This window comes from Promicromonospora sp. NPDC023805 (assembly GCF_040639635.1).
In the GTDB taxonomy this organism is placed as follows: Bacteria; Actinomycetota; Actinomycetes; order Actinomycetales; family Cellulomonadaceae; genus Promicromonospora.
Genome location: NZ_JBFAAH010000002.1, coordinates 1 through 16,661, shown reverse-complemented (window position 1 = coordinate 16,661; position 16,661 = coordinate 1). Strand labels below are relative to the sequence as shown.

Here is a 16,661-nt window from a genome sequence, read left to right as displayed (position 1 = left end):
CGGAGGGCCTGGAAGAATCTTCGCGTGACTTCCTCTCGTGTGGCCGCGATCGACTGCGGCACCAACTCGATCCGCCTGCTCCTCGCGGACGTCGACGCCGCCGGAAACCTCACCGAGCTCGACCGCCGCATGGAGGTGGTGCGGCTCGGCCAGGGTGTGGACCGTACCGGTGAGCTCGCGCCCGAGGCGCTGGAGCGCACCCTCGCGGCGACGCGCCGGTACGCGGCGGCGATCGAGGCCGCCGGAGCGCAGCAGGTGCGTTTCGTGGCGACGTCGGCCACCCGGGACGCGCGGAACCGGGACGCGTTCTTCGACGGCGTGCGCTCGGCGCTCGGCGTCGAGGTCGAGGTGATCTCCGGCGGCGAGGAGGCGCAGCTGTCGTTCCGCGGTGCCACCGGCGCGGTCGCGGAGGCGCACGCGGGCCCGTTCCTCGTCGTCGACCTCGGGGGCGGGTCCACGGAGCTGGTCCTCGGCACCGGTTCGGTCGACGCGAGCGTCTCGATGGACGTCGGTTCGGTGCGGATGACCGAACGGCACCTGCACAGCGATCCCCCGTCGGCGGCGGAGATCGCGGCGGCCCGCGCGGACGTGCGGGCACACCTGGACGACGCCGCCCGCGCGGTCCCGCTCGCGAAGACGGCCACCCTGGTCGGGCTGGCCGGTTCGATCACCACGGTGACCGCACACGCGCTGGGACTGACGGAGTACCGGCGCGAGCGGGTGAACCAGGCGGAGCTGCCGGTGCAGGTGGTGCTGGACTCCTGCGCGGCACTGGTCGAGGCCCCGCGCGCCGAGCGAGCGGCGATGGGCTTCCTGCACCCGGGCCGGGTCGACGTCATCGCGGCCGGGGCGCTCGTCTGGTCCGAGGTGATCACCCGCGTGGCCGCCGACGTCGCGGCCGCCGGCGGTTCGCTGACGAGCGTGGTGACGAGCGAGCAGGACATCCTCGACGGGATCGCGCTGTCCATGGCGTGAGCCGAAGCGGAACCGCAGGCTCACGCCATGCCCGCAGGGCGTGACTTCCGCCCGCCGGGAACTTCCGGCGGCGGTGGCCCGTTGTGGGTGCCAGAGGATCGAGGAAGTTCCTGCAGCGGCGACGACGGCGTGGGGTGCATCACGCACACGCCGTTCTTTGGCGTGTCAATGCGAATGCGCGGTGCGCGGTATCCTGGGAATCATGCCTCAGAACGACCTGACCTCGGTCAGCCATGCTTCCGATGCGGCGAGCACGCCGCGCCCGCGGAAGGTGCCGCGCATCGTGGTGCTCGGCGGCGGGTCCGTCGGCCTCTACGTGGCGCGCCGCCTGCGAAAGAAGCTGAAGAAGCGGGAGGCGGCGATCGTCGTCGTCGACCCGCGGCCGTACATGACGTATGCGCCCTTCCTGCCCGAGGCGGCCGCTGGGTCGATCGACGCCCGCGACGTCGTAGCACCGCACCGCAAGGCCCTCAAGGGCATCGACGTGCTGCAGGGCAAGGTCACCGCGATCGAGCACGGCCGCAAGCACGTGAAGATCCAGCCCGAGTCGGGCGAGGAGTACGAGGTGTCGTACGACCAGCTGGTCGTCGGCCTCGGCTCGGTGTCGCGCACGCTGCCGATCCCCGGCCTCGCGGAGTCGGCCATCGGCTTCAAGAACGTCGAAGAGGCCATCGCGGTCCGCAACCACGTGATCAACCGGATGGACGTCGCGTCCTCCACGTGGGACGCCGACCTGCGCAAGCGCATGCTCACGTTCACCTTCGTCGGCGGCGGGTTCGCCGGCATCGAGGCCCTCGCCGAGATCGAGGACATGGCGCGTTACGCGACACGCCAGTACCAGACGATCGAGGCGTCCGACCTGCGGTTCGTCATGATCGAGGGCGCCGGGCGCATCCTGCCAGAGGTCACGGAGCCGATGGGCGAGTACGCCCTCGCCGAGCTGAAGAAGCGCGGCATCGAGTTCCACCTCAACACGTTCCTCTCGTCCTGCGTGGACGGGCACGTGGTCACGTCGACGGGCGTCGAGTTCGACACCGAGACCATCGTGTGGACCGCGGGCGTCAAGGCGAACCCGGTCATCAAGGAGGCGTCCGACCTCCCGTTCGACAAGATGGGCCGCGTCACCGTGCTGCCAACGCTGCAGGTGGCGACCGAGGACGGCGAGATCGTCGAAGGTGCCTGGGCCGCGGGCGACTGCGCCGCCGTGCCGGACGTGAACAACCCCGGCAAGTTCTGCCCGCCGAACGCGCAGCACGCGATCCGCGAGGCGGTGCGCCTTGCCGACAACATCGTGGCGCTCTACAAGGAGAAGCCCGCCGTCGACTACGACCACAAGAACCTGGGCGTCGTCGCATCGCTGGGCCTGTACAAGGGTGTCGCCGAGCTGTTCGGCTTCATCAAGCTGCGCGGGTTCCCGGCCTGGGTGGCGCACCGTGGCTACCACGTGATGGCGATGCCGACCGGCAACCGCAAGATCCGGATCCTGATCGGTTGGATCGGGCAGTTCCTCATGGGCCGTGAGCTGGTCTCGCTGGGCTCGCTGCACGACCCGCGCCAGGAGTTCCGCAACGCTTCCGTGCCGCCGAAGCCGGCGGGCGAGAAGGTCGAGCAGAAGGCGGAGTCGTCCGCCGACCGTGCCGAGTCGGGCGCCAAGTCCTGACCAGCTGACACCGGTCCGGCTCAGGCCGTACCGCTGGCCGAGCTTGTCGAGACCCTGGTGGTCTCGACAAGCTCGACCATTGATGGCCGTGTACGTACTACGACGACCGCTGCCTCGGTAGTCTCTGGGGTGCGCCCCCATAGCCCAACTGGCAGAGGCAGCCGGCTTAAACCCGGCACAGTCCCGGTTCGAACCCGGGTGGGGGCACTCGGCGCTCCGGCGTCAGGAGAGCAGCTCGGCGAGGTGACGGCCGGTCAGTGACGCCTCCTCGCGTGCCAGGTCGGCGGGCGTGCCCTCGAAGACGACCCGCCCGCCGTCGTGCCCGCCACCGGGGCCCATGTCGATCACCCAGTCGGCACGCGCGACGACCGACAGGTTGTGCTCCACGACGATGACCGACCGGCCGGAGTCCACCAGGCGGTCGAGCAGGCCGGCCAGGTTGTCGACGTCCTGCATGTGCAGGCCGGCGGTGGGCTCGTCGAGGACGAACGCAGGGGTGTCGCCGCCCATCTCGATGGCGAGCTTGAGCCGCTGCCGTTCGCCGCCGGACAGGGTGTTGAGATGCTGCCCGAGCGAGATGTAGTGCAGCCCGACGTCGGACAGCCGGGAGAGCATCGGCACGATCGCCTTCTCCGTGAAGAAGCCCAGCGCCTCCTCGACGGACATGGCGAGCACGTCGGCGATGTTCTTGCCACGCAGGGTGTAGTCGAGGACCTCGTCGGTGAACCGCTTGCCGCCGCACGCCTCGCACGGGCTCGCGACACCCGCCATGAAGGCGAGGTCGGTGTAGTTCAGGCCGACCCCCTTGCACGCCGGGCACGCGCCGGCCGAGTTCGCGCTGAACAGTGCGGGCTTGACGCCGTTCGCGCGGGCGTACTGCTTGCGGATGGGCTCGAGGATCCCGGTATAGGTGGCCGGGTTCGACCGCCGCGACCCGCGGATCGCCGACTGGTCCACGAACGTCACGCCGTCGCGCGGCAGGCAGCCGTGGATGAGGGAGCTCTTGCCCGACCCGGCCACGCCTGTCACCGCGACGAGCACACCGAGCGGGACGTCGACCGTGACGTCCTGGAGGTTGTGCAGGGTCGCGTGCTCGATCCGGAGGAAGCCCGTGGGGGTGCGCGGCGTCTGCTTGACCGTGACGGCCTGGTCCAGGTGCTTGCCCGTCGCGGTCCCGGAGCTGCGCAGCCCCGCGATGTCGCCCTCGTAGACGACGGTGCCGCCGTGCTTGCCGGCGCCCGGGCCCATGTCGACGAGGTGGTCGGCCGCAGCCATGACCTCTGGCTTGTGCTCGACGACGAGCACCGTGTTGCCCTTGTCCCGCAGCCGCTGGAGCAGCGTGTTCATCTGCCGCACGTCGTGCGGGTGGAGGCCGATCGTCGGCTCGTCGAACACGTAGGTCATGTCCGTCAGGGCCGAACCCATGTGCCGCACCATCTTGGTGCGCTGAGCCTCTCCGCCGGACAGTGACGACGACTCCCGGTCCAGCGACAGGTACCCCAGCCCGATCTGCTCGAACGTGGCGAGCAGGTCACCGAGGCCGTCGAGAATGGGCTGGACCTGCGGGTCGGTGAGGTCGCGCACGAGCTCGGCGAGGTCGGTGAGCTGCAGGGCGGCCGCTTCGCCGATGTGCTTGCCCTTGACCAGCGACGACCGGGCCCGGTCGTTGAGCCGGGTGCCGCCGCACGCCGGGCAGGCCGTGAACGTGGCGAGCCGGTCGACGGCGGCACGCATCGCGCCCTTCATCGACTCGACGTCCTTGACGAGGTAGAGGCGCGTGATCTTGGGGACCAGCGACTCGTACGTGACGTTGATGCCGCCCGCGACGATCTTGCGCTCGGCGCCGTGCATCAGGTCGTGCCACTCGGTCTCGCTGTAGTCCGCCAGCGGCTTGTCGACGTCGAACAGGCCCGAGTCGGCGTAGACCTTCCAGTACCAGCTGCCCACTCCGAAGTTCGGGAACGTGATGGCGCCCTCGTTCAGCGACTTGCTGCGGTCCACGAGGGCCTCGGTGTCGATGGCCGAGACGCGGCCCAGGCCCTCGCAGTTCCCGCACATGCCCTGCGGGTCGTTGAAGGAGAAGAGGTTGGACCCGCCGATGTGCGGCTGGCCCAGCCGCGACCAGATGACGCGCAGCATCGTGTAGGCGTCGGTGGCGGTGCCGACCGTCGAGCGCGCGTTGGCGCCCATGGGCTCCTGGTCCACGACGATCGCGGCAGAGAGGTTCGACAGTGTGTCGACGTCGGGCCGCGGCCGGGACGGCATGAAGCCCTGGAGGAACGCCGAGTACGTCTCGTCGATCAGCCGCCGCGACTCGGCGGCGACAGTGCCGAACACGAGCGAGCTCTTACCCGAGCCGGACACTCCCGTGAAGACGGTGAGCTTCCGCTTGGGGATGTCGACCGAGACTCCCCGCAGGTTGTTCTCTCGGGCTCCGCGCACCTCGATAGATCCGAACACCACTGTCCTTTCCTGGTCGGTGGTCCCATCGTGCCAGCAGGCACTGACACGCACCCTGACTACGCTGGCGGGCTTTACGGCTGAGGGCCGTTACGCCAGGAGCAGACGCCGGAACGACCTACGGTGTCAGTGGGGTTGGGTACCGTGACGGGTACCAACGGCGGGAGTGGGCAGATGGCAATGATCTCAATGGGTACCGCACGTACTGCTGGGCTCGGCACCACGAACGAGGGCGGGCCCGGGACCAGACCCGGCACGCTCGAACACACCCGCGAACCGCTGTTGCGCGACCTGGTCGGCGGCATCCTGCGGCGCACCCGTCGGGAGCAACGGCGCACACTTGCCGACGTCGCCACTGACGCCCGGGTCTCCACCGCCTATCTGTCCGAGGTCGAGCGCGGGCGCAAGGAGGCATCCTCCGAGGTGCTCGCCGCCGTGTGCGAGGCGCTCGGCATGCGGCTCGTCGACCTGGTGGAGCGGGCATGGGCCGAGCTCGCCCTCGCGCTGGCGGCGCAGGAGGAGAGCCGCAGGGTTCGTGTCCTGTCGTCCGCTGCTCGTCGTGCGGCGGGCTTCTCGTCGTCCCGTCATCCGCTGCAGGCGGAGCAGACGGCGGCACCGGCCGGCACCTCCGGCGCCGGCCGGCGAGGCGAGGCGGTGCTGCTCGCGGCGTGAGGCCTCAGAGCCCGGCGCGTCGCCTTCCGCCAGGGCGGACGTCGTCCACCTGGTCCACGATCTTGTCGATCATGCCGTAGGCCAGTGCCTGCTCGGCGGTGAACCAGCGATCGCGCTCCGCGTCCGCGGCGACGGTCTCGACGGGCTGGCCGGTGTGCTCGGACTGCAACCGGGTCATGACGTCCTTGAGGTGCCGGATGTTCTCGGCCTGCACGACGACGTCGCTCGTCGTACCGCTGACCTCGCCCGCCGGCTGGTGCATCATGATCCGCGCGTGCGGCAGCGCGTAGCGCTTGCCCTTGGTGCCCGCGGCGAGCAGGAACTGCCCGATGCTGCCCACGAACCCGATGGCGACCGTCGAGACGGCGTTCGGCAGGAGCCTCATCGTGTCGTAGACGGCGAGCCCGGCGCTGACGGAGCCGCCGGGGGAGTTGAGGTAGAGGCTGATCTCGGCGCCGGAGTCCTCGGCGGAGAGCAGCAGGAGCTGCGAGGTGACGCGGTTGGCGACGGCGTCGTCGATCTCGGTGCCGACGAGCACCATGCGCTGGTGCAGGAGCCGCGAGCCGAGGTGGTCGTCGAAGGGCTGGGTGTGCGCTGTCTCGGTCATGCCCCCACGATCGTCCCGTGCGGGCCGGCCGGGTAGCGGTCTCTGCCCGCCGCAGATCTGCTGACGGCAGACCGCGTGCGTCAGATCGCGTGCTTCAGACCCCGTGCTTCAGACCCCGTGCTTCAGAGCGGATTGCCCTCGGGGTCGATAGTGGGGAACACGTCGAAGTGGATCTCGAACGGCACGGCTCCAGGGTTGCCCTCCTGGCCGCTGAGCGGGTCGAGATGTTCCGCTGCGAACTGCTCCCAGGCCTCGACGACCGCCTTCGCCTGCTCCCGCGTGGCCCATTTGTTGACCGTGACGAACGTGGCGGAGCCCATCCACGACTCCAGGGTCTCCTCGTCGGCGTCCTGTCCCGCGCGGGCGAAGGCCAGCACTCGTTCGTTGCGGAGGCGCAGGAACTCCATGTTGACCGCCTCGGCGGTCTGCCGGCCCGCGGGGGAGTCCTTGCCCGCGCTGGAGATGCTGAACCCACCGGGGGTGCGTTCCCACCAGCGTTCCCGCGCCGTGCCCTTGCCCTCGACCTCGCGGACCAGTCCGTGCTTGGCCAGCTGGCGGAGGTGGTAGCTCGTGGAGCCGCTCGACTCGCCGACGATCTCGCCGAGCTTGCTGGCCGTGAGGGGTCCGCGGATCGGCAGCAGGTCGAGGATGCGGATGCGCAGTGGATGAGCGAGCGCGCGCAGTGCTGCGGGGCCGAGCTCGGCCGGCGGGCCCGCGACGGTGGACGCGGCGCTGTCCGGGACCGCACGAGGTAATGGCGCCGAGGAGCGAGAGTCTCGTCCCGCCTGCCCGCCCGGGAGGTTCTTACGTGCTGTCGCCATAGGCAGGACGTTACCCACTCGACGTGACCGAGACCGGGCGGTGGCCACGGGGCGCGCGGCGATCAGCGCAGGGAGAGCGGGTGGCGAGCCGCCATGTTGTCGCGCACCCGCTCGGCCTGGGCTCGCTGCCGCTCGGCGCGCTCGGCCTCGCGGCGCTGCGCCTCGGGGTCGGTCTGCCGCGGCGCAGCGGGCCGCCGGACCCTGGCGGGGGCGGCGGCAAGCGGGACTCCGAGGGGCTGCGGAACGGCGGTGCGGATGGTGGGTGCGTAGACGCTCATCGCGATCTCCTGGCTTCGGGGCTCGTGAGGGGAGTAGCAGGTGCGCACGACTCTACGCAGGCAAATATCTCTTTGCAAGGCTTTCTTTGCAACCGGTTCTTTGGAGCGGCACCTCGGTGTGGAGCCGTCCCGCCGGGCTTGCGGGCGGCGCAGGGCCCTGCCCTACTCTGTGACTTCCGTCGTTTTTCACCCCCTTGGTCCGAACCAGGCCACGACGGCGGCGTCGTGCCGTATGCCCGAACCTCGTCCGCACCGTGGAGTCTTCGTGTTCCATCTCGCCCGGCTGTCCCTCGCGAACCGAGCGGTCGTGGCGCTGCTGACCATCGCGATAGCTGTGTTCGGGGTGCTGAGCATGACCTCCCTGAAACAGGAGCTGATCCCGTCCCTGCAGCTCCCGACCGGCATCGTGAGCGCGCAGTACCAGGGCTCGTCACCCGAGGTCGTGGAGGAGCAGGTCACCGACGTGATCGAGGAGGCCGTCGCCTCGATCGACGCGATCGCGTCAGTCCGGTCCACTGCGTCCACCGGTGTCTCGCTCACCACCGTCGAGTTCACCTACGGCACCGACATGGAGGCCGCCTCCCAACGTCTCCAGACCGCGGTGGCAGGCATCCAGCCCGCCCTGCCGGAGGGCGTCAGCCCACAGGTCACCACCGGTTCCGTCGACGACGTGCCGGTGGTCCAGCTGGCCGTGGCGGGCGACAAGAGCTCCGACGCGCTCGCCGACACGGTCGAGAACGTGGTCGTTCCCGCACTGGAGGACGTCGACGGCGTCCGCGCGGTCGCGGTCACCGGCGAGCGCGAGACAGAGGTCCGCATCCTGCCCGACCAGGAGAAGCTCTCCGCTGCGGGCCTCACTGCCGAGGACCTGACCACCGTGCTGCAGGACAACGGCGTGGTCCTGCCGGCGGGCGAGATCACCGAGGGTGGGCGCGCCTGGTCCGTCCAGCTCGGCAAGCCCGTCGACATGGTCGACCAGATCGCACAGCTGCCCGTCGTCCAGGGTGCGCCTGCCGTGCCGGACAGCCCGCCGCTGCTGGGGCAGGTCGCGTCCGTGCGGCTCGAGCCCGTGGAGCCGACGTCGTACTCCCGCCTCGACGGCGAGCCTTCCCTCGGCCTGGCCATCACGAAGACGCCGGAGGCGAACACCGTCGAGGTGTCCCATGCGATCGAGCGGGCACTCGCCGAGCGCGAGGTGGCGGACACACTGACCGGGCGCGGCGTCGACACAGCCGTCGTGTTCGACCAGGCGCCCTTCGTCGAGGACTCGATCCACGGGCTGGCCACGGAGGGTGGGCTCGGCCTGCTGTTCGCCGTCCTCGTCATCCTGGTCTTCCTGATGTCGATGCGCTCGACGCTCGTGTCCGCGATCTCGATCCCGCTGTCGCTGGCGGTGACGTTCATCGCCATGAGCGCGGGCGGCTACACCCTCAACATCCTGACGCTGGGTGCGCTCACGATCTCGATCGGCCGCGTGGTCGACGACGCGATAGTCGTGATCGAGAACATCAAGCGGCACATGTCGTACGGCGAGGAGAAGACCACCGCGATCCTCGCGGCCGTGCGTGAGGTCGGCGGGGCCATCGCCGCGTCCACGATCTGCACCGTCGCCGTCTTCCTGCCCATCGCGTTCGTCGGCGGCATGGTCGGCGAGCTGTTCCGGCCCTTCGCCCTGACCGTGTCGATAGCGATGCTCGCCTCGCTCGTCGTGGCGCTGACGATCGTGCCGGTGCTGGCGTACTGGTTCATCAGCCCGCCGAAGAAGGCAGGCCGCGGCGCGTCGCTCGCCCGGGCGGCGGCCGAGGAGAAGGAGAGCCGCGGCGTCTGGCAGCGGATCTATGTGCCGACGCTGAACGGCGCGCTGGGCCGGCCGGTCGTGACGATCGCGGTCGCCGTCGCGATCCTCGGCGGTACGGCAGCCCTCGTCCCGAACATGGAGACGAGCTTTCTCGGGGACAGCGGCCAGGACACGGTGACCGTCACGCAGCACTACGCGCCCGGTACGTCGCTCGCAGGGCAGGACGAGGCGGCGCGGCAGGTGGAGGCCGCTCTGGCCGACGTCGACGCGGTCGAGAGCGTGCAGGCCACCGTCGGCAGCAGCGGCGACATGTCGATGGCGGCCTTCGGCGGGGCGAGTGCGGGCCTCAAGGCATCCTTCGCGGTCACCCTCGCGGAGGATGCCGACGGCGCGGACGCCGCAGCCGAAATCCGCACCGCCGTCGGAGGGCTGACCGAGGAACCCGCGACCGAGGTCTCCGTGTCCGCCGGTGACTCCGTGGGTACGTCGTCGATCGACCTCGTCGTTCGTGCGCGCGACGACGCGACCCTGACCGAGGCCACCGATCAGCTGCAGGAAGCGACGAGCGGTCTGGACGGGGTGGCCGAGGTCAGCAACGACCTGGCGGCGGCACAGGAGATCGTCGAGGTGACCGTCGACCGCAAGGCCGCGGCCGGGTACGGGCTCACCGAGACCCAGGTGACCGCCGTCGCGTCCGCCGCGCTGGCCGGTGCACGGGAGATCGGCGAGCTGCACACCGCCGAGGGGCCGGTCGGGGTCACGCTCGCCGCGGGTGCGGTGCCGGGCACCATTGCCGAGATCGAGCAGATCCCGGTCCCGACGGCGGTCGGCGCCATACCGCTGAGCGACGTCGCGAACGTCGAGGTCGCCAGGACGCCGACGTCGATCAGCCGGATCGACGGCGACCGGTCGGCGACCGTCTCGGTGACGCCAGCGGGCGACGACCTCGGCGCGGTCACCGAGACGGTGAACGCCGAGGTCGGGTCGACAGACCTGCCGGCAGGGGCGACGGTGTCGGTGGGTGGTGCGGCGGCCGACCAGGCGGAGGCCTTCGCGAACCTGGGCATGGCGCTCCTGGCCGCCATCGCCCTCGTGTTCATCGTCATGGTGGCGGCGTTCCGCAGCCTGGCGCAGCCGTTCATCCTGCTGGTGTCTATCCCGTTCGCGGCGGTCGGGGCTCTGGTAGCGCTGGTCGCCACGAACACGCCGCTGGGCGTGCCCGCGCTGATCGGCACCCTCCTGCTGGTGGGCATCGTCGTGTCGAACGCGATAGTGCTGATCGATCTGATCAACCAGTACCGGCAGGACGGCATGGGTCTCGACCAAGCCGTGCGTGAGGGCGCCCGGAAGCGGCTGCGGCCCATCGTCATGACCGCCCTCGCCACGGTCTTCGCGCTGCTGCCGATGGCGTTCGGGCTGACCGGCGGCGGGGCGTTCATCTCGCAGCCGCTGGCGCTGGTGGTGATCGGCGGGCTCGTGTCCTCCACTCTGCTGACGCTGTACGTGGTGCCCGTGATCTACACGATCTTCGAACGCCGGGCCGAGCGCCGACGAGCGGCGGACGACGCAGCCGGGCGCAGCACGCGCCGGCCACTGACCGGTGCCTTCCCCAGCGTGGCGACGGGTGCCTTCCAGACCGTCGGACGGGAGGCTGCGGCGCGGCGTCGGGCGCAGGGCGGACCGGTCCAGCCGACCTGGCCGCCGGCGCGACCCGACCAGGCGCGCCCGGCGCGGCACAGCAAGCCGACCCCGGCTCAGGTTCCGGCCGCCTGGCCGCCGCGGAACCAGCCATCGCAGAACCAGCCATCGCAGAACCAGCCGCCCCAGTTCCAGCCGCCTCAGTTCCAGCCGCAGATCCAGACGCCCCAGCGGCGACCTCCGTCACCGTGGCCACCGCCGCCCGGGCCGGTCGCCGAGCCGGCCTACCAACGGCCAACGCCCCCTCCGGCCTGGCCCCACCCGCTGGATCCGCCCGACTGACGGCGGGCTCCGACGTCCGCCTGGAGAACGCGATCAGGCACGGTTCTGGGGCCAGAACCGTGCCTGATCGCGTGACGGAAGCGGGCCTCAGCCGGAGCGCCTGGTGCTGGCGACCGGCCGACGTCGGCCTGCTACGCGTCCTGAAGCTTCAGGCGCATCGCCGCGCCGGTCAGGACCAGCACCGTGTAGCCCGCAAGCACGCTGATGCCGACCCACGGTTCGAGCACGTCGGGGAACGCGCCGGCGTTCGGGGTGATCTGCGCCCCGGCCACGCTGGGCAGCAGCTTGTTCACCGTGCCTACCCACTCCAGCTGGGAGGCCGCGAACGTAGCGATCTGGACGATGGTCGGAATCACGAGGAAGATCGCGACCACCGTGAAGATCGCGCCCGCCGTATGCCGCAGCAGGGCGCCGAGCCCCAGCGCGAAGAGCGCCACGAGCGTCACGTACAGCACGGTGCCGAGCAGCGACCGCACCTGACCGCTGTCGCCGAAGTCGACGGTCGCGTCGTTGGAGCTCAGGATCGGGTAGGTGACGAGCCAGCTCAGCGCGAGCGACACGGTGATGAGCACCACCGTGACGAGCGCCAGCACGACCGCCTTGCCGAAGAAGGCCGGAAGCCGGCTGGGGACCGCCGCGAACGTCGAACGGATCATCCCCGTGGAGTACTCGCCGGTGATCATCAGGGCGCCGAGCACCGCGACCACGAGGGCCGCCATGTCGAAGCCCGCGCTGACGACCATGGTCCCGCCGAGCATCCCGCCCATGGCGGCCTGGTCCTCAGGTGCGGCGCCCTCCATCTCGTTCCCGACGAGCTGGACGATGAGAGCCATCATCAGCGCGAAGCCGACGATCACCACGACCGTCGAACCGAGCGTCCACCACGTCGAGCGCAGGCTCCACAGCTTGATCCACTCGGAGCGCAGCACCCGCCAGAACGTGACGTTGCGTACCTCGGTCTTTCCCGCCGTCGTGCCCGGGGCGGATCCGCCCGCCGGAACCGTGACCGTCGCGCTCATGCCTTGCTCCCCTCGAGGTCGGACTGTGTGCCCGCGTGGCCTGCGATCGCCTCGGACTGGTATTCCACCGAATCGGCGGTCAGCGACATGTAGGCCTCTTCGAGCGTGGACGCGACGGGCGTGAGCTCGTGCAGCACGACCCTGGCGGAGGCGGCGAGCTCACCGATGGTGGCCGCGTCCGTGCCCCGGATCTCCAGGAGACCGGGCTCGACGGCGTCCACCTCGGCGTCGGTGCCCTTCAGGAGCTCGGCGAGCACCGTGGCTTGCGGCGACCGGACCCGCACGATCTTGCGTGCGGCGCCGTCGACGATCTCGGAGACCGGTGCGTCGGCGAGGATGCGGCCCTTGCCGATGACGAGCACGTGGTCGGCGGTGAGGGCGACCTCGCTCATCAGGTGGCTGGACAGGAAGACCGTGCGGCCCTCCGACGCCAGGTACTTCGCGATGTTACGGACCCAGAGCACACCCTCGGGGTCGAGACCGTTGACGGGCTCGTCGAGGATGAGCGTGCGCGGGTCGCCGAGCAGGGCGGCGGCGATACCGAGACGCTGGCCCATGCCGAGCGAGAAGCCGCCCACACGCTTGCTCGCGACGGGCCGCAGGCCTGTGAGTTCGATCACCTCGTCGACCCGCTTCGTCGGGATGCCATGAGTGGCTGCCATGGCGAGCAGGTGGTTGCGGGCGGTCCGCCCGGTGTGCACGGCCTTCGCGTCGAGCAGCGCGCCCACCTCGGCGAGCGGGCTGCGGTGCGCGGCGTAGGGCTTGCCGTTCACGGTGACCGTGCCCGCGGTGGGCTTGTCCAGGCCCACGATCATGCGCATGGTGGTCGACTTTCCGGCGCCGTTCGGGCCCAGGAAGCCCGTCACCTGGCCCGGCTGCACGGTGAACGTGACTCCGTCGACGGCCGTCTTCGAGCCGTACCTCTTCGTCAGGCCTGTGGCCTCGATCATCACTTGCCCTTCCATCTGGCACGCCGGGGTGGCCTCTGCGGCCACTGGTCGGTCACTACAAGATTGGTTACGACGAGACTAGGGAGCCGACGGCACCCGCCGCACCCTTTTCCAGCCCGGATCATCCCTCGGACGGACCGAGTTCATCCGAAGGTATGACCCGGGAACTACTGAGACCTTCCCAGCGTTCCCTAGGATGGTCCGACAGACCAGGAGGAGCAGATGAGCAACCCCGTCTTTTCGAGAAGCGACGTCTTCGGTGAGCCCCGTCGCACCGGTGCAGCTGGCGCACGCCGTGGCGGCACCGCCACCTACCCCAACCAGACTCCCGCATACGGCACCCCGCCGCAGGCCGGCCAGTACGGCCAGTACGGCGGCCAGCAGCCCATGGACGCGTCAGATCTCGACGCGATGTACCAGTCGCCGTCCGCCACCACGGCGGACACCAAGCGCATGACCTATGACGACGTGATCATCAAGACCGGCGGGCTGCTCGCCCTCCTGGTCGTGGTGGCCGCGGCGACGTGGACGCTGGTGCCTCGGCCCATGCTGGGCATCGTCATGATCGTCGGCCTGATCGGTGGCCTGGTCCTCGGTCTGGTCAACGCGTTCAAGCGCAACCCGAGCCCCGCGCTGATCGTGGCGTACACGGTGTTCGAGGGCGCGTTCCTCGGCGCGATCTCGCTGATGTTCAACCAGATGGCCGAAGGCGCCGTGTGGCAGGCGGTGCTCGGCACCGCGTCGGTGTTCGCCGTGAGCCTGTTCCTGTTCAGGAGCGGCAAGGTCCGGGTGACCCCCAAGTTCACTCGCTGGCTGATGTTCGCCCTGCTGGGTTACGCCCTCTTCAGCCTGATCAACTTCGTGCTGATGATGACCGGCGTGCTGGACGGCTTCGGCATGCGTAACGGTCCGATCGGCGTGATCGTCGGTCTGGTTGCCGTCGGCCTCGCCGCGGCTTCCCTGATCGTCGACTTCGACTCCATCAAGCGTGGTGTCGAGGCCGGCGTGCCGGCCAAGATGGCCTGGGCGGCGGCCTTCGGCCTGCTGGTGACGCTGATCTGGCTGTACCTCGAGCTGCTTCGTCTCGTGACGATCATCAGCAGCTTCGGCAGCGACTGACTCACCTGCTGTACCACTGACGGCCCGGTCACCTTCCAGCGAAAGGTGACCGGGCCGTCGTCGTGCGCGGAGACTATGCCCGAGCTGTTCGGGAAGGTGTGGCGACCGCGACCAGCACGCATCCCGCGGCGAACAGGAACCCGTGCGTGATCCGCAGCTCCGGCCCGCCGAAGAACTGGGGAAGTACGAGCACCAGGCCGATCGCCAGCGGGATGCCGGCCCACCTCATGCGGGTGTCCGCCCGCCACAGGGCGACCCCTACCAGCACCCCGGCCACCGCGAGCAGGAGCAGACCCGTGGCGAACAGGGTGACTGCCCACGGCTGCATGCGCAGCACCTCGATGTCGGCGAGCAGCCCGAGGTCGCCGTCCCGCAGCGCGGCTTCCGCGATGGTGCGGATGCCGAAGATCTCGGCGCCGAAGTAGAGCGCCGCCAGACCGGCACCGGTCCACGTGGTGACGAGCGCCCAGGTCGCGGCACCGACACCGGCCTGGGCGAGGATCGCCCGTAGCCCGAGGAGTGCGGGCGCGAGAAGGGCGAGGCCGAGGATCCCGAACAGGTGCGCCACCACCCAGCGGTCGGACGCGAAGGCCGTGGCGAGCTCGGCGGTAGCCACCGTCTCGTCCGGCCAGGGCCGCAGCAGGGGGAAGAGGAGGAAGGCGAGGCCGGCGGCGACGAAGGCGACGCGGGTCCAGCGGACGGTGGTCATGAGTGGCTCCCGGTGGTGGTGTCGCTCTGAGGTGTGTCGGACGGTGCGAGCGCGGCGACTCCCGCGACGATCATGTCGAGCAGCACCGTGAAGCTCTGGTCGACGTCCTCCCGCATCCGGAAGCCGCCGCCGAGCTCGAGGGTGACGAAGCCGTGCACGCCCGCGCGGACCGCACGGACGGCGTCGATCAGGCGGGCGTCCGGGAGCCCGAAGCCGCGCAGGACGGCGACCACCACCTGAACGCTCTCGGCCGCCGCGTCGCGGAGCGCGGCGTCAGCGGGAGCGTCCGGGTCGGGGCCGATCTGGGTCGCCGCGTACCGCCCGGGGTGGCCCAGGGCGTAGGTGCGCCAGGCTGCCCCCAGAGCGCGGAGGGCGTCGGCCCCGGACCGGCCCACGGTCGCCGAGGTGGCGGCTGCCGTGAGCTCCCCGACGGCGATCAGCGTGACCTCGCGGCGCAGGTCGGCCAGCGAGCCGACGTGCTTGTAGAGGCTGGGGGCCGCGACGCCTGCCCTCGCGGCGACCTTGGCCAGCGTCAGGTCGGCGAACCCGGTGGTCCCACCGGCGTCGACGACCTCGACCGCCAGACGCACTACGGCGTCGGGGGACAGGCCCGCCCTAGGCACGCGCGCCCCCGTCCTGGGCCTGTGCGGTGGTCTCGGCGGTGGTGGGAGCCGGGAGGGGCGGGAGCCCGGCGAGGAGCTCGAGCACGGCGGGTACGACGACGTCGGCCGCCTGGTGCTGCGGGTAGTGGCCGGCGTCCGGGACCAGGATGCCGCGGGTGTCGATCGCCCCGGTGATCCAGTCGAGCTCGGCCGCCGGGTCGGAGAAGTCGGGGTCGAGCGCGCCGACCACGGTGACGGAAGGGGCCTTGACGGCCGCCAGGCGGGCCTCGACGACCGAGTGGTCGAGCGATACCGCGAGGTCGCGGAGGGAGCGCAGGCGGGCCGGGTCGCTCATGTTCCGCCGGATCGCGGCGACGTGCTCGGCGTGCCGGGGAGAGCGGCGGCCTTTGCTGATCGAGGTGTAGAAGGACCCCCAGAACGCGGCGCCCCACGGCCGGGCGAAGAGCACCCGGTACGCCACCCCCATGACCTTCTGCATGCCAGGGGAGCCGGGCTGGCGCAGGTACGGGCTGAGCAGGACCAGGCCGCGCACGAGGTCCGGGCGCTCCGCGGCGGCCCAGGCGGCGGCCGAGGCGCCCATCGAGTTGCCGACCAGGACCGCCGGGCCGGCGCCGAGGTGCTCGACGAGCGCGACGAGGTCGGTGCCCGTCGCGTCGTCGCCGTGCGTGCGGAACGTGGTGTCCGAGTCGCCGTGGTCCCGCAGGTCGACGACGACCACGCGGTAGCCGGCGTCGACGAGTGCGGGGGCGACGTCGTCGTAGGTGGACCGGAGGTCACCCATGCCGGGGACGGCGACGACGAGCGGCCCGGCGCCCGTGTCGCTGTACGCGATGTTGCCCTCGGGGCGGGAAAGGAAGGCGAGCGGGGTGCTATGGCTGGTCCTCATAGCCAGAAAGCTACGCCCATTAGCCAAGGGGCGCAAGACTTGTCAGAACTTCGCGCACGTGTCAGACGCTCAGGTCACCCGGGTGACCTGAGCGTCTGACACGT

Annotated in this window: 14 protein-coding genes and 1 tRNA gene; 6 read left to right on the top strand and 9 right to left on the bottom strand. The window is 70.5% G+C overall.

Annotation, left to right across the window (positions count from 1 at the left end; translation table 11 throughout):
• Window positions 1-24: 24 nt before the first annotated feature.
• The 3 genes from AB0F70_RS03380 (at window position 25) to AB0F70_RS03370 (ending at window position 2,842) form a co-directional block, all read left to right on the top strand.
• Window positions 25-975 carry a Ppx/GppA phosphatase family protein gene (locus tag AB0F70_RS03380; RefSeq protein WP_357443635.1) on the top strand — a complete coding sequence of 317 codons (951 nt, stop codon included), beginning with the start codon at window positions 25-27 and terminating at the stop codon, window positions 973-975.
• Window positions 976-1,177: 202 nt separating this feature from the next.
• Entirely contained in the window at window positions 1,178-2,635 is a 1,458-nt protein-coding gene (locus AB0F70_RS03375) for an NAD(P)/FAD-dependent oxidoreductase (protein WP_357443633.1), read from the top strand.
• Between the two features lie 133 nt (window positions 2,636-2,768).
• Window positions 2,769-2,842 (top strand) — tRNA-Leu (locus tag AB0F70_RS03370).
• A gap of 15 nt (window positions 2,843-2,857) precedes the next feature.
• Here the strand turns inward: AB0F70_RS03370 and AB0F70_RS03365 are convergent.
• On the bottom strand, window positions 2,858-5,098 hold the full coding sequence (locus AB0F70_RS03365; RefSeq protein ID WP_357443631.1) for an excinuclease ABC subunit UvrA: 2,241 nt from the start codon (window positions 5,096-5,098) through the stop codon (window positions 2,858-2,860).
• Between the two features lie 171 nt (window positions 5,099-5,269).
• On the opposite strand from AB0F70_RS03365, the gene AB0F70_RS03360 reads away from it, so the two are divergent.
• Entirely contained in the window at window positions 5,270-5,767 is a 498-nt protein-coding gene (locus AB0F70_RS03360; RefSeq protein ID WP_357443629.1) for a helix-turn-helix transcriptional regulator, read from the top strand.
• A gap of 4 nt (window positions 5,768-5,771) precedes the next feature.
• Here AB0F70_RS03360 and AB0F70_RS03355 read toward each other — a convergent pair whose 3' ends face one another.
• The 3 genes from AB0F70_RS03355 to AB0F70_RS03345 all read right to left on the bottom strand — a co-directional run bounded on the left by AB0F70_RS03355 (window position 5,772) and on the right by AB0F70_RS03345 (window position 7,473).
• Window positions 5,772-6,374, bottom strand: coding sequence for an ATP-dependent Clp protease proteolytic subunit (locus AB0F70_RS03355; protein WP_357443627.1), 603 nt, complete (start codon window positions 6,372-6,374; stop codon window positions 5,772-5,774).
• 122 nt (window positions 6,375-6,496) lie between these two features.
• Complete coding sequence (locus AB0F70_RS03350; RefSeq protein ID WP_357443625.1) at window positions 6,497-7,195, bottom strand: helix-turn-helix domain-containing protein; 699 nt, start codon at window positions 7,193-7,195, stop codon at window positions 6,497-6,499.
• A gap of 62 nt (window positions 7,196-7,257) precedes the next feature.
• A complete protein-coding gene (locus tag AB0F70_RS03345; RefSeq protein WP_357443623.1) occupies window positions 7,258-7,473 on the bottom strand; it encodes a hypothetical protein in 216 nt (71 codons plus the stop codon).
• Window positions 7,474-7,738: 265 nt separating this feature from the next.
• Between AB0F70_RS03345 and AB0F70_RS03340 the strand changes: the two genes are divergently transcribed.
• Window positions 7,739-11,251, top strand: coding sequence for an efflux RND transporter permease subunit (locus AB0F70_RS03340; protein WP_357443621.1), 3,513 nt, complete (start codon window positions 7,739-7,741; stop codon window positions 11,249-11,251).
• 131 nt (window positions 11,252-11,382) lie between these two features.
• On the opposite strand, the gene AB0F70_RS03335 is transcribed toward AB0F70_RS03340, so the two are convergent.
• Both AB0F70_RS03335 and AB0F70_RS03330 read right to left on the bottom strand, forming a co-directional pair.
• A complete protein-coding gene (locus AB0F70_RS03335) occupies window positions 11,383-12,270 on the bottom strand; it encodes an ABC transporter permease subunit (protein WP_357443619.1) in 888 nt (295 codons plus the stop codon).
• The gene (locus AB0F70_RS03330) at window positions 12,267-13,220 is read right to left on the bottom strand and encodes an ATP-binding cassette domain-containing protein (RefSeq protein ID WP_357443617.1); all 954 of its coding nucleotides are present in this window, start codon (window positions 13,218-13,220) and stop codon (window positions 12,267-12,269) included. The genes AB0F70_RS03335 and AB0F70_RS03330 overlap by 4 nt, the downstream gene beginning before the upstream one ends.
• A 222-nt stretch (window positions 13,221-13,442) precedes the next feature.
• Between AB0F70_RS03330 and AB0F70_RS03325 the strand changes: the two genes are divergently transcribed.
• Window positions 13,443-14,339, top strand: coding sequence for a Bax inhibitor-1/YccA family protein (locus AB0F70_RS03325; protein ID WP_357443615.1), 897 nt, complete (start codon window positions 13,443-13,445; stop codon window positions 14,337-14,339).
• 73 nt (window positions 14,340-14,412) lie between these two features.
• On the opposite strand, the gene AB0F70_RS03320 is transcribed toward AB0F70_RS03325, so the two are convergent.
• From AB0F70_RS03320 to AB0F70_RS03310, 3 genes are read right to left on the bottom strand one after another with little or no spacing between them, the layout of a single operon-like run.
• The gene (locus tag AB0F70_RS03320; protein ID WP_357443613.1) at window positions 14,413-15,048 is read right to left on the bottom strand and encodes a hypothetical protein; all 636 of its coding nucleotides are present in this window, start codon (window positions 15,046-15,048) and stop codon (window positions 14,413-14,415) included.
• Window positions 15,045-15,671, bottom strand: coding sequence for a WHG domain-containing protein (locus AB0F70_RS03315; RefSeq protein WP_357443611.1), 627 nt, complete (start codon window positions 15,669-15,671; stop codon window positions 15,045-15,047). The genes AB0F70_RS03320 and AB0F70_RS03315 overlap by 4 nt, the downstream gene beginning before the upstream one ends.
• A complete protein-coding gene (locus AB0F70_RS03310) occupies window positions 15,664-16,557 on the bottom strand; it encodes an alpha/beta hydrolase (protein WP_357443609.1) in 894 nt (297 codons plus the stop codon). Before AB0F70_RS03310 ends, AB0F70_RS03315 begins: the two co-directional genes overlap by 8 nt.
• Window positions 16,558-16,661 lie beyond the last annotated feature (104 nt).